This window comes from Sulfurospirillum sp. MES, assembly GCF_000789415.1.
In the GTDB taxonomy this organism is placed as follows: Bacteria; Campylobacterota; Campylobacteria; order Campylobacterales; family Sulfurospirillaceae; genus Sulfurospirillum; species Sulfurospirillum cavolei.
Genome location: NZ_JSEC01000003.1, coordinates 227483 through 240860 on the forward strand (window position 1 = coordinate 227483; position 13378 = coordinate 240860).

General features: G+C 49.9%; 13 protein-coding genes, 1 tRNA gene and 1 riboswitch. Of the genes, 1 reads left to right on the forward strand and 13 read right to left on the reverse strand.

The features are described from left to right. Nucleotides 1-21: 21 nt before the first annotated feature. Nucleotides 22-120, forward strand: a tRNA-Sec gene (locus tag OA34_RS13645). A gap of 44 nt (nt 121-164) precedes the next feature. Here OA34_RS13645 and OA34_RS06865 read toward each other — a convergent pair. The 13 genes from OA34_RS06865 to OA34_RS06925 all read right to left on the reverse strand — a co-directional run bounded on the left by OA34_RS06865 (nt 165) and on the right by OA34_RS06925 (nt 13337). Next, nucleotides 165-566: an allophanate hydrolase-related protein gene (locus tag OA34_RS06865; RefSeq protein WP_039673729.1), complete on the reverse strand. Its 402-nt coding sequence runs from the start codon at nt 564-566 to the stop codon at nt 165-167. After that, nucleotides 563-1888: an allophanate hydrolase gene (gene atzF / locus OA34_RS06870; RefSeq protein WP_286682900.1), complete on the reverse strand. Its 1326-nt coding sequence runs from the start codon at nt 1886-1888 to the stop codon at nt 563-565. The genes OA34_RS06865 and atzF overlap by 4 nt, the downstream gene beginning before the upstream one ends. 9 nt (nt 1889-1897) lie before the next feature. Continuing rightward, entirely contained in the window at nt 1898-2755 is an 858-nt protein-coding gene (locus tag OA34_RS06875) for a DMT family transporter (RefSeq protein ID WP_039673731.1), read from the reverse strand. Between the two features lies 1 nt (nt 2756). Further along, the gene (gene uca, locus OA34_RS06880; RefSeq protein WP_039673733.1) at nt 2757-6359 is read right to left on the reverse strand and encodes an urea carboxylase; all 3603 of its coding nucleotides are present in this window, start codon (nt 6357-6359) and stop codon (nt 2757-2759) included. Between the two features lie 84 nt (nt 6360-6443). Continuing rightward, nucleotides 6444-7055: an urea amidolyase associated protein UAAP2 gene (locus OA34_RS06885; protein ID WP_254377159.1), complete on the reverse strand. Its 612-nt coding sequence runs from the start codon at nt 7053-7055 to the stop codon at nt 6444-6446. A gap of 10 nt (nt 7056-7065) precedes the next feature. Then, nucleotides 7066-7785 carry an urea amidolyase associated protein UAAP1 gene (locus OA34_RS06890; protein ID WP_039673737.1) on the reverse strand — a complete coding sequence of 240 codons (720 nt, stop codon included), beginning with the start codon at nt 7783-7785 and terminating at the stop codon, nt 7066-7068. Further along, nucleotides 7775-8521: an ABC transporter ATP-binding protein gene (locus OA34_RS06895; RefSeq protein WP_039673738.1), complete on the reverse strand. Its 747-nt coding sequence runs from the start codon at nt 8519-8521 to the stop codon at nt 7775-7777. Before OA34_RS06895 ends, OA34_RS06890 begins: the two co-directional genes overlap by 11 nt. Beyond that, nucleotides 8518-9339, reverse strand: coding sequence for an ABC transporter permease (locus OA34_RS06900; RefSeq protein WP_039673740.1), 822 nt, complete (start codon nt 9337-9339; stop codon nt 8518-8520). Before OA34_RS06900 ends, OA34_RS06895 begins: the two co-directional genes overlap by 4 nt. 24 nt (nt 9340-9363) lie before the next feature. Next, complete coding sequence (locus OA34_RS06905; protein WP_039673742.1) at nt 9364-10431, reverse strand: putative urea ABC transporter substrate-binding protein; 1068 nt, start codon at nt 10429-10431, stop codon at nt 9364-9366. Nucleotides 10432-10477: 46 nt separating this feature from the next. Continuing rightward, nucleotides 10478-10573, reverse strand: a riboswitch (guanidine-I (ykkC/yxkD leader). 132 nt (nt 10574-10705) lie between these two features. Continuing rightward, nucleotides 10706-11317 carry a YkgJ family cysteine cluster protein gene (locus OA34_RS06910; RefSeq protein ID WP_286682901.1) on the reverse strand — a complete coding sequence of 204 codons (612 nt, stop codon included), beginning with the start codon at nt 11315-11317 and terminating at the stop codon, nt 10706-10708. A gap of 120 nt (nt 11318-11437) precedes the next feature. Next, a complete protein-coding gene (gene selD / locus OA34_RS06915; protein WP_039673744.1) occupies nt 11438-12469 on the reverse strand; it encodes a selenide, water dikinase SelD in 1032 nt (343 codons plus the stop codon). Nucleotides 12470-12476: 7 nt separating this feature from the next. Further along, nucleotides 12477-13067, reverse strand: coding sequence for a sulfurtransferase-like selenium metabolism protein YedF (gene yedF, locus OA34_RS06920; RefSeq protein WP_039673746.1), 591 nt, complete (start codon nt 13065-13067; stop codon nt 12477-12479). Between the two features lie 81 nt (nt 13068-13148). Beyond that, complete coding sequence (locus OA34_RS06925) at nt 13149-13337, reverse strand: hypothetical protein (RefSeq protein WP_039673749.1); 189 nt, start codon at nt 13335-13337, stop codon at nt 13149-13151. Nucleotides 13338-13378: the final 41 nt, after the last annotated feature.

Genomic DNA, 13378 nt, shown 5'->3' on the forward strand with positions numbered 1-13378 from the left:
TTAAAATATTTTTCCTCTTGCGGGGGGTATGTGACTCTGGTGTGCACCACGGCCTTCAAAGCCGATCGGGTGGGCGGTTGACCGTTTGCCGGTAGGTTCGATTCCTACACCCTCTCGCCATACTTCACAATCGATTTTCCTTGAACGCTTCCGTCGTTTTACGATCAAACGTGTTGAGCCTTTGCGATATATGCTTTCCAACCTCCGTATTCACTGATCTCTTTTGCATTTTTTACCGCGTCGCATTCACAGATAAAGCCTTTGACGCTGCTTCCGTCGTCTAGTTCAAGCGTTCCGATGCCTAAAGGCGAGGCGATTTGCACCATGAACGCTCCGAAGTTTTCCAAAGGCATTTGCCATACTTCCAGCTCGATCGCATAAGGACTTGTGCGATCTTTGAGCAGTCCCGGACGCGGCGGTACTTTTTCGGGAACATCGAACAAGCGGTATCCTACGGCCGTTTTACATGTTTTAACATAGGTCGCCTGCAAAGCGACCAACTGATGGTTTAAAGGCAAACCCTGCATGTGTGCGCCGCAAACGCCCACTTCGATCCACTGACTCATACGTTCTCCTTCATGTAACGCGCACCCATCGCAAGGAGCGCTTTATCGTTAAAATGATCCGCAAAGATCGTGATGCCAAACGGCAAACCGTTATTTCTTCGACCTGCGGGCAACGCGTACGCGACGCAATCGAGCAAATTCATAAAGTTGGTGTAGTACCCCAAATTCGTATTGAGCTTGATCGGGTCGGCATTGACCTCTTCGATCGTGTAGATCGTCCCCGTCGTCGGCGTCACGATAAAATCGACCGTTTCAAGAACCTCCTCGGCTTTTCTTCGATAAGCCTTCAATCGGTACTCCGCTTCAAAATACGCTTCCGCACTCTTGTTTTTTCCTTGTTCGATAATGCCTTTGGTCACGTCTAAAAAGCTCTGAGGCGAACTTTCCAAAAGCGTTTTGGTCGCCACGTAACGCTCCGCGACCCAAGGTCCAAAATAAAGCAAGTCGGCCGCTTCTAAAAACGGTGCAAAATCAATCTCTTTGGGAGTTCCGCCCAGAGCGATCAAACGCTCCACGCTTGCGTCAAATAAGGCTTTGGCTTCCTCGTCGCCGAAAAACGCCAAATCTGCTTTTTTAGGCACTCCGAAATAAAAATGTTCGGGCACGTCGCGCACCCGAGAGGGTAACGCTCTCGCATACACGTCGCCCGCGTCAAAATCCGCCATCACGTCAAAAATAAAGCTCGCGTCTTGCGCGTTTTGGCAAAACAACGAGACGCAATCCAAACTGCGGCACGCCGGTACGACGCCGCTCGTGCTCACCACGCCTTTGGAAGGCTTAAAACCGACCAGCTCGTTAAACGCCGCCGGCACTCTGCCCGAACCCGCCGTATCGGTACCCAATGAAAAAACGACCATATTCAAAGCCACGCTGACCGCACTGCCCGAGCTAGAGCCGCCGGAAATATAATGTGCGTCGATGCTATTGTGACACGCCCCGTAAGGCGAGCGCGTACCGACAAGCCCCGTCGCAAATTGATCGAGATTGGTTTTACCGATCGGAATCGCTCCCGCTTCGATCAAACGCTCGACGACGTATGCCGACGTTTGGGGAACGTAACGAAAATCGGGACATGCCGCCGTCGTGGGAATCCCCGCCAAGTCGATATTGTCCTTAATCGCAAACGGGATGCCGTACAACGGAAGGCTATGCGCCTCTTGCGTCTCCAAACGCGCAAGGTACGGTTCGAGTTCTTCATCGCTTAACACGTAAATCCAAATCGGATTGGAAGCGTGCCGTGCTATCGTCTCTTTAATCGTCGCGACCAGCGTTCGAGGGCTTAGCCCCTCTTCGTACGCTTTTTTAAGAGTCATTCTATCCATCGTATGTTCCTATTTTTCTTGAGATGACAGGGCTTCGATTAAAGCCGCCGAAACGACCAACGCACCGCCGGTATATTCGCTAAAACTCAATGCCCGCTCACCGATGTAAGCGGCAGATACCACGGCCGTCACCAGCTCCATGATGATAATGATCGATGAGCGTCCCGCCTCCATCTGCGTGACGCCCCATTGCGAGCCGATATTGGCAAGCAGTAACCATAAAAGAGCGTACGCCAGCAAGGCCGCCCATGCCCTAGCACCGACCTCACTCGGAAAACGCTCGACGCCCAGTAGTATTAGCGTGCTAGCAAGCACGAAGCATCCCCAAAACATCGCTCCGACTTTGACGTTGACATGTACCTCTTTCAACGAGCGAAACAAAATGTTGTTGAGCGCGAAAAAAATCCCCGCCGCTAAAGCGATCAGATCGATCGTCGAAAAGCTTACATGTAAGGTTTCGACTCCGCCCAAAATCAAAAAAGCCCCCGCAACGGCAAGCCATGCTCCCCCGACTCTGGCGAGGCTGAGCTTTTCGTGCAAAAAGAAGTAACCGCCCAGCACGCCCCACACGGGCAAAAGGTAAAAGAGCACCATCACGCGCACCACGTCGCCGTTAATCAGCGCATAGGTAAAGCAAAGGTTTGCTCCGCCGCCCAAAAGGGCTATCGCACCGAGTCCCGTTGCGTATCGGCGCGAAAATCCTCTTAGCGTTAGAGGCAAATAGACCAACGCCAATACGCCGTACGCACCGAAAATAAGAGCAATTCCCTCAATGCCCAACGCATGAATCTGTTTCAACGGCCACCATGAAAGCCCCCAGAGAATGGAAGCTGAAAAAAGGACGATTACGGGAAGGTGCGATCTCATTTTAAGCCTTGATCGGCTCGATGATAAAAAGCAATTTACCCGCATGAATGTTCTCGCCCTCTTCGCACAAAACCGCGACGATCTTTCCGTTTTCGGAAGCTTCGATCGCGATCTCCATCTTCATCGACTCGGCGATCGCCAAAACATCGCCCTCCTTCACGGTATCGCCGACCTTAGCGTTAATTTTCCATAAATTGCCTTGAACGGGTGCTTCCACGCCTTCGTTATCGCCGAGTTCCACGACCTCGTTTTCGTGCGCGACTTCGGCTTCGTGTTCCGCCGAAAAGTTGGCAAGTCCCGTTTTTTCCCACATCAAACGCTCCTCTTCGAACGCCCGACGTTGTATGGTCACAAAAGCGTCGATGCTTTCGCCGTTTTGCGCTAAAAAGGCTTTATACGCTTTCAAACTAAACGTACTCTCTTCGATTTTGAGGTTGATTTTGCCGCGCGGAAAATCTTCGCGCATCTGCATCAATTCTTCATGGCTCACTTCATAAAATCGGATTTGGTCGAAAAAGCGAAGCAACCACGGTTTGCCCTCTTTAAAGTCGTTTGTTTGGCGGTATTTGTTCCACATCTGCACGGTACGACCGACAAACTGATAACCTCCGGGACCTTCCATACCGTACACGCACATGTACGCCCCGCCGATACCCACGGCATTTTCCGGCGTCCACGTACGCGCGGGGTTGTATTTGGTGGTGACGAGTCGGTGGCGCGGATCCAGCGGCGTGGCGACGGGTGCTCCCAAATAGACGTCTCCTAGTCCCATGACCAAATAATTGGCATCAAAGACGATCTTTTTCACGTCCTCTATCGCGTTAAGCCCGTTGATACGACGGATAAATTCGATATTGCTTGGACACCACGGCGCATCGGGACGAACGATTTTCATGTATTTTTCGATCGCGATGCGCGTTTGCACGTCGTCCCACGAAAGCGGCAAATGCACGATGCGCGTCGGAACTTCGATGTCGTCGATGCTCGGAAGCGAGCATTCCATTGCCGCAATTTGCTCGATTAGCTTTGCCCGATCGCACACTAACGGATCAAAATGTACCTGCAACGACCGTATGCCCGGCGTTATGTCGATTATTCCCGCAATGCAAGCTTTTTTGAGCGTTTCCATCAAGACGTGAACGCGAAAACGAAGGGCGATATCGAGCTGCATCAAACCGTATTCGATCAGCAAATATGCATCTCCGGACTGTCGAAACGTGATGCTCGGCAAATCGTTTTTGCCCTCATCGCGATACAAAATCGTCGAGCCAAGCGGTGCTATATGTAAGAAAGACCGCGCATCAAACGCGACGCCTTTTTCCAATGCCGCCTCTTGCGCTTGAAGCATTTTGATCGCATTGTCATGGCTGATCGGTACGAAGCGGATTTTATCGCCGGCGCGAAGCTGACCGATTTTCCACAGCTCGGCACTCGCGACGCTTACGGGGCAGACGAACCCGCCTAAGCTCGGACCGTCAGGCCCTAAAATGACCGGCATATCGCCGGTAAAGTCTACCGCACCGATCGCATAAGCGTTATCGTGAATATTGGACGGATGAAGTCCCGCTTCTCCGCCGTCTTTGCGCGCCCACGAAGGTTTAGGACCGATAAGCCTGACCCCCGTACGGTTGGAGTTATAATGCACTTCCCACGTCGCGGCGAAAAACGCCTCGATGTCTTCTTCGGTGAAAAATTCCGGTGCGCCGTGCGGCCCGTACAACACGCCGATCTCCCACGTATTCGTGATTGCGTGGGCTACATTCAGCGGTTCGCTAAGCGGCTCTTGGGCGATCATCGAGCTTACATGTAAAACATCTCCCGCGATCAATTCACGTCCGGCATGTCCGCCGAAATGACCGAGCGTAAAGGTCGAGCGCGAACCCAAATACAACGGCACGTCCAAACCGCCTCGAATTGCAAGGTACGTACGAAAGCCTTGCATGTGCACTTTTTTGAGTTTGAGCACGCTTCCGGCTTTGACATGTATCGCGCGATTCATCGCCACGGTTTCCCCGTCGATGCTCGCATCGATACGCGCGCCGCATAGGGCGATAACGCTTGCTTGATTGAAACGCAATGTCGGTCCCGTGATCGCGATCTCCAGTCCGGAAGCCTCTTTGGCATTGCCCACAAGCGTATTGGCGTAGCGAAAATGAAGCGCATCAAAAGGACCCGAAGGCGGTACGCCCACATCCCAATAGCCGACGCGTCCGGGAAAATCTTGCACGCTCGTTTGCGTTCCGGGTCTTAAAACGTCGATGCGGTTGCTCGAATAGGCAAAACCGGCTAACGATTTGGTCGTATGCGTTGCGTGTTGAAAAAAGTCGCTTCCCACGATCGCACCCAAATACGAAAGATTGGTCGTAATGCCGTCGATGCGCGTTTGTGCGATCGCTTCTTGCATCTTCGTAAGGGCTTCTTCTCGCGAAGGGGCTTTGACGATCAACTTAGCAATCATCGGATCGTAAAACGAGGCGATGCTCACACCCGTTTCAATAAACGAATCGACGCGAATATTCGGAGCAAACGAAACGTTATGGAGCATTCCGGAGCTGGGTTGAAAATTTTTGAGCGGGTCTTCCGCATAGACGCGTACTTGAATCGCATGCCCTATAGGACGGTGAACATAAGCATAAAGCGCATCGTTGTGACCGTAAGCTTGGCGAATCATCCACTCGACCAAATCCACGCCGCAGACCTCTTCGGTTACGCCGTGTTCGACTTGAAGCCTCGTGTTCACTTCTAAAAAATAAAAATCGTTTGTGGTCGTATCGTACACGAACTCGACCGTTCCGGCACTCAGGTAATTGACCGACTGCCCCAAACGCGTCGCGGCTTCATAGAGTGCTTGTCGTGTTTCATCGCTAAGATTGGGGGCTGGCGTTTCTTCGATGACTTTTTGGTTGCGGCGTTGAATCGAGCAGTCTCGCTCGCCAAGGGTCGCGATCACGCCTTTGCCGTCGCCAAATATCTGTACTTCGATGTGACGCGCGGCGGCGACGTATTTTTCCAAAAAAAGACCGCCGTTGGAGAAGTTGTTTTCGCTCAGACGTTTGACCGATGCATACGCTTCTTGAAGTGCTTTTGCGTCATAGCAGAGCTGCATACCGATGCCCCCGCCCCCCGCGGTACTTTTGAGCATCACCGGATAACCGATCGCTTGGGCACTTTTTAACGCTTCTTCGACGCTACTAAGCAGGGATGAGCCCGGAAGTAACGGGACGTTATGAGACTCTGCGAGAGACCTTGCGGTGTGTTTGAGACCAAAAGCTTCGATATGCTCAGCCCTTGGACCGATGAAGACAATGCCTTTGGTTTCACACGCTTTCGCAAAAGCGGCATTTTCGCTTAAAAACCCGTACCCCGGATGAATCGCTTCCGCGCCTACTTTTTGGGCTAACGCTAAGATCTTTTCACCGTCCAGATAGCTTGAACTCGCCATTCCTTTGCCGATGCAGTATGCTTCGTCCGCAAAGCTTACATGTAAAGAATCTTTGTCGGCTTCAGTGTACACAGCCACCGAAACGATGCCCATTTTTTTGAGGGTTTTAATGACGCGGCAGGCGATTTCGCCGCGGTTGGCAATCAGAATTTTTTTAAACATCTCTCATCCTTGCAAAAAATTCGCGGGTCGTCCCGCAAAACTATTTTTCTCTTAAAGGTCGTCCTTTAAAAGGCGCAAACGCGCTTAGGCTTCTTTGATGATGATCTGAATCGGCGTCGGATTGAAACCGTTGCACGGGTTATTGAGTTGCGGGCAGTTGGAAATAAGCACCAAAACGTCCATATAAGCCTTCATTTCGACGTAATCGCCGCCTTTAGAGATACCGTCCACGATCGCCAAATGACCGTCTTCTTCAACCGGAACGTTCATAAAAAAGTTGATGTTATTGGTCAGATCGCGCGGGTGCATCTCAAGCTCTCCGATCGCTAGAAGATAGTTGTCGCGGCAACTGTGCATGTACTTTTTGTCGTGTCCGAAACGCACCGTATTGCTCTCGGCACTGCAATGCCCGCCTAAAGTGTCGTGGTTTCCGCAGGTATCGGCGATGACTTCGAGCATCACGTTATCGTCGTTGGAAAGCAGTTTTGTTCCCGTCGTGATAAAAATACTGCCCTGCTCGCGAATAGTATCGCTTGCACTGTAACGCTCTTCGTGATCGTTCGCGTTGTAAAAAAGCGTATCGACCGCTTGACACCCCTCCAAATCGACGATGCGAATCGTTTGACCCTTTTTAACGACACGGTAAAACGGCACACCCGAACTGACGCGTTCATTAAATATCTCTTTTGCTTCCATCGTTGTCTCCTTAGGCAAAATAACGCGCGTTGTTCTCAAAACCGCGTCTGGCTTCTTCGCTAAAATTCAAACAAAAATCATCTTCGCTCAACTCCTCTGCGTGATACATCACAACGGAAAGTTCGCTGGGCGCGTACGTTCCTTTTTCCATAACGTGCGGCGTATTGGAAAGCACCAAAAGCACGTTCATATCGGCACGAAACTCGATGTACTCCCCCGCTTTGGGGCGTTTAGGAGAAAGCTCCAAACGACTTCCCTCTTTGACGTCGACTTTGCGAAAAAGATTGAGGCACGGGATCATATCGCGCTTGCCCATACCGTATTTGCCCAGTTCGATCAAAAAGTTTTCGCGGTCGCTTTTATAATAAGCGTTGCGCATCTTCTCGTACGTGCCGATTCCAAAGTTTTTTTCGATGATGCGTGCATTGCTCATGCCCGCCATCGTATCCAAAAGCCCTTGGGTGGTATCATCCGTAATCGACAAAAGCACGTGCCCGAGTTCAGAGAAAAGCACTTTACCTTTGCCTAAAAAGGCGTTCCACTGAATCTTGACCGTATCGGCAGAGTTGTAACGCTCGCTGAAATTATCGGCGTTGTAGAACATGATGCTTGCACTCGCATTGGCATCTTTGGCATAAATGCGGATTTTATCGCCGCGTTTGATGATTTTTGACCACTTCGCACCCCCAACGATACGCTCTTCCAAAACAATCTTGTTTTTATCTATCATTTTTTTCTTCCTTTTTCTCACGCAATAACGGAATATCGTACGTGATTTTTGCGCCAAACGCGTTGGGTGCTTGAGGATCGTTTCGAACCTTATCGAACACCAACACTCTGGTTCCCAAATAAAAGCCCTCGTGAAGATCGTGCGTGACCATCACGACGGTTAAGTTGTTTTTCTTCCACAAATCCAAAATAAGCGCGTGCATGTCGGCTCGAATGCCCGGATCCAACGCCCCGAAAGGCTCGTCCAATAAAAGCAGTTTAGGCTTTTTAACCAAAGACTGCGCGATGGAAAGGCGTTGTTGCATCCCGCCGGATAATTGGCTCGGATAGTGATGAAGCACGTTTCCAAGCCCCACGGCTTCTAGCATCGCGACGGCTTCGGCGCGTGCTTCTTTTTTAGCGCGACCGAAGAGCTTGCCTAAAAAAGGCGCTTTTCCCAGCTCTATGCCGAGCATCACGTTTTCCAAAACGCTTAAATGCGAAAAGAGCGAATAACGCTGAAACACGATGCCCCGCTCCACGCTCGGTTCGCTCGGAAACGGTTTACCCTCAAAGAGAAAAAGCCCTTTACTCGGGCTCTCTTCGCCGAGCAACATCTTTAAAAACGTGCTCTTACCGCACCCTGAAGGTCCTACCAACGTGCAAAATTCGCCCTCTTTGATCTCCAAAGAGAGGTTTTCCAACACGACGTTATCCCCGTAGCGTTTCCATAGATTTTTGATCGTAATCAAACTCATAGGGCATCCTTTTTCGCGTACCACGGGAAAACCTTACATGTCACTTTTTTGAGGATAAAATCCGCTAAAAACGCCAACACCGTAATCCATAAAACATAGGGCAAAATCATATCCATTGCCAAATAACGTCTGACCAAAAAGATGCGATACCCAAGTCCCTCGGTCGCCGCAATCGCTTCGGAGGAGATCAAAAAAATCCACGCCGTTCCCAAGGTCAATCGCACCGCATCTAAAAGGCGCGGTAACATCTGCGGGACGATAATGCGAACGGCAAGCGTCCACGAACTGGCTCCCAAAGTTTGCGCTTTAATGAGCTGTTCTTTAGGAAATTCCTCGACGCGATGCTGTAAATCGCGCACGATGATGGGCGTTACGCCGATAACGATCAATGCGACTTTAGCGACCTCTCCCATTCCAAAGACGATAAAAAGGATCGGCAAGATCGCAATCGGCGGCACCATCGAAAAGGCGGCGATAAACGGGGAAAAACCCGCTCGAACGAGCGGAATCAACCCCAAAGGCACGCCGAGCATCAATCCCAACGCCGCGCTAATGCCAATCCCCAATCCTAAACGCTGCAAGGAAGCGAGCGTATCGTTCCAAAAAATGATCTCGCCGCTTCGTTTGCTCGGACTCAGTGCCGACTTGTCCATCGTTTGCGCCATCTGCGCGATCGAGGGTAAGAGCTTATCCTCGGCATTGTCCGCTAACCTCGCATGGGAAGCAAACACGTACACGATCACGAGAATGACAAACGGGAGCAGTCCTAATAGCAAGGCGTTCCCGCGATTGGGTTTTCGGTTGATCAGTCGCTTCATCCTATCCTCTTTTGTATACGAATTTTAGAGTTTTCCCTCAGCCGCCAATTTCATGTATTCGTCCGTAAAGCGAAGTTTCATATTTCCGGTACTGCCGTAGGTTTTGCCGTTAGGAAACGCCATACCGACAAAGGTCGCATCTTTGGCACCGTCTCCTAAAATACCGTGCTCAAAGGAGAATTCGCTCACTTTTTGCATCGTTTTAGGCAATTCGGCACTAAGAGTAAATTTTAGAGCATCTTTGGCGTCGTAGAACATATTGGTCGTTTTAAGTTGGCTATTGAAACCCGCAACGTCCGTTCCGGAGGCTTTTGCCATTGCCGCAATCGCTTTTGCGTCTTTATTTTTCATCAAGCCCATCACCTCGTACCATGCGCCGGTTAACGCTTTGGCAAGCTTGGGATTGTCTTTGATCGTCTCGGTATTGAGCACTAACATGTCGATGATTTCGCCGGGAATTTTGCTGGAGTCAAATACCAAAGAAGCGCCTTTCATCCCTTTGATTTCGCTGAGTTGCGGATTCCAAGTGACCAAAGAGGTAAGCTCGGGTGAGGCAAATGCCGCAACGATGTCCGCATCTGAGGTATTGACGACTTTGATGTCTTTTTCTTTAAGCCCGACGCTCTCAAGTCCGCGTGCTAAAAGATAGTGAGAGACGGAGAGTTCGACGAGATTGACGTTTTGACCTTTGATTTCGGCAAGGCTTTTTTTGTTTTTAAGAATAATACCGTCGTTCCCGTTGGAAAAATCGCCGATAATTACGGCAGTGGAGTCCACACCGCCCGCGGCAGGAATCGTGAGTGCATCCATATTGGTCATCACGCATCCGTCAAATTTTCCGGCGGTATATTGGTTGATCGATTCGACATAGTCGTTGACTTGAACCATTTCGATTTGAATGCCGTATTTTTTCGCCCATTTATCGATAATACCGGATTGTTGTGCATAGTCCCACGGCATCCATCCGACGTAAATCGTCCACGCGACTTGGAACTTCTCTTTGGTTTGAGCCATTAAAGAGACGCTCATCATCGTAGTAGCCACCATAGAGGCAACACAAAGCTTCAGCACAGAGTTAAAGATAGAGGTCATGGAAGACTCCTGAGTAGAATTTGGGAAACACGCCAAGAGGTTGAAAACCTCCCGGGCTTTTATCCCTCCGTGAACCTCTACTCAAGAGGCGACAGCTCTCGGACCAGACGCACGATGTGCCGGAACCCTAGCCGTCATTTCAGTGATTAGCAGTGAGGCTTTCGCCCCAATGACATGTTTTCTGCCGAAAGTATAACCGATTTTTTGAAAACGAATAAACACTAAACTGATTAAAATTTAAGCATCCTATCCGAAGGGGGTTGAAAACAAACGCTTATGCGCTATAAGGCGTTTTGAGATACGACGTCAGTAATGTGAGCGATTCTAAATGCATACTTAAGTATCGGTTTTGAGAGGTCGGTTTGTAAACGTACAGCGGCGTATCGGCTATTTTGCCAACGTATTCAAAATCGTTTCGAGCGTTAATGCTCTCTAAAAAAAGACGCGTTTCTTCTTTTTTAGCGACAAAATTTTCCAAACGTTTCGTGTAAAAGGCCGATTCCAAAACACCGTTCTTGCACAATAACCGTCCTTGCGTACGGCTTAGCGAAGGGCATTTCGTATCCACCAAAAGATGTTCGAAGTAAGGGCTCACGGGATAGAGTCGGCATGCGGGCGGGCGGGCATCGTAGATCGAACAACGTTTATGATCAAGATAGCGGCACGTGTTTTCTCCGTCGTTCAGTAAAACAAAAACGCCCAAGCTATCTTCAAGAAAGCTAAAAACAATCGGGAAATAGCGATAAACCGCTTCAAAATCTTCTAAAATCAAAGGTGCTAGCGAAAAGCCGTGCGCTCCGTCACAGCAAAAACCTTGACATGTAGAACACCCGTTAAAATACCAATCACGCCCTTTAATCGTGACGAAACTTCCGATACAATCCATTTGTGCCCGTGCAAATTAAGATGCAATTATCATACAACAAAGTCAAACGCAAATCCATACCCGCTTGGTAAAATCAAGGCGAAACGCATTATAGCACGCCGTTTTTACACACCCTCGATCTTACATGTACGCCAACGGTTTGTCGTAAAACGCCTTGACTTCCGCGATGATTGCCGCATACTCCACCCCTTCGTTTCGGAGGTGTTCGAGCAGTTTTGGCGCGTCGTTTTGCGAAACCGCGATCAACAAGCCGCCCGACGTTTGCGCGTCGTAAAGCATGATCTCGTTTCGATGCGCTTTGTTAACGGCGATTTTATCACTCAAATAGGCTTTATTGGTATACGCTCCGGCGGGAATAATCCCCATATCCGCCAATGCTTTAGCTTCCTCGACGATAGGAATCGCGTCGATATCAAAAAGAATACTCACGCGATCGGCACTCATTTCGTACGCATGCCCGAAAAGTCCGAATCCCGTTACGTCGGTGCATGCGCTCACGTCGTAGCGTTGCATGATGCGCGACGCCTTGTGGTTCAACGTTGCCAAAATCGACGCGACCTTTTCGACCGCATCGTTTGGAAGCATATCCGCTTTGATCGCCGTCGTTAAGATACCCATGCCCAACGGTTTGGTCAAAACGAGCACGTCGCCGACTCTGGGCGTATTGTTTCGGTAAATCTTTTGAGGATGAACAAACCCCGCAACGCTTAAACCGTAGGTCATTTCGGGTGCTTCGATGGTATGACCGCCGATAATGACGCCGCCGCATTCTCGTACTTTACTCTCCCCGCCCGCTAAGATCTCTTTGAGCACGCTTCGGGGTTGATGACAACCGTCAAATCCGACGATATTCATCGCCGTCGCGACTTCTCCGCCCATCGCAAAAACGTCGCTTAGCGAATTAGCGGCGGCGATTTGTCCGTAAACAAACGGATCGTCCACGACGGGCGTAATAATATCGACCGTCTGGACCAACGCACGCATGCTATCAAGCGCATATACGCTGGCATCGTCACTGGTGTCCATTCCGACCAATACGTTTTCATGCGTGCAAGAAAGGCTGCCGATCGCTTCTGTGAGATCCCCCGGACCTAGCTTGGCAGCACAACCCGCAGCCTTGACGTATTTGGTCAATTTTGCTTCGTTGTTCATAGCGTTCCTATAAGCTAATAGTGCCTTCTCCGCCGAAAAGCATCTCGATCGTGCCGTACGCATTGCCGATTTTACCGACTTTGAGCCGGTCGCTCACACCGTAAAATTCAAGGCAAACGCCGCACGAGTAAATTTCAACGCCTTTGGCTTCCAAGCCTTTTAAAATCTCGATCACGGGAGAGGTCTCATCGGCGGTCGTTAAATGCACCGCCGTGTTGACGCAAACGATGCGTTTGGGAAGCTTGGGAAGTTCTAACGTGGATTTCAAAAACCCGACGATCAGTTTAGCACCGAGTTCGCCCTCGCCTACTTTATCGCTTTTCAAAAAGAGGGTTTTGTCCAAAAACGCTTCCTCTTTAGAAGAAGCGACAACCGCGCACGCAAAGCCTTTCACGACCGTAACCAGGCTTTTACCGTCTTGTAAATCTTCGGCTCTTGCGTCATAACCGCTATTTTGCGCGAAACGCAAAACGTTTTCTCGCGAAGCAACGTTATCGACGACGATCTCTAAAATCGAGTCGTTCGGAAGCGTCTCCAAAGCTTTTTTTGTTTTTAAAACCGGTTCGGGACACGCCAAACCGCTGCAATCGATTTTCATGGTATTGTTCTCCGTATTTAAAAAGTGTTGCGTCTACGCCGTAGACCTTGGAAAAAAGGGGGAAGAGCCGAGGCGCTCTTCTTATTTTTGATTCATCGTTTTTTCAATCCATGCGCTCGCTTCGGCGACGGACGGAAATTTTTGACTTTTGGCGACTTGGTTTTGACCTTCGTAAAAGCGCACGCGGATACCGTCTTGCACTTCATCGATTTTAATACGCGTAATGCGATCGGCATTGAGGTAGACGCGATCGTTTAATCTGACAAACATATTCGTAACTCCTTGATCTGATAATTGCCCTCATTGTAGCA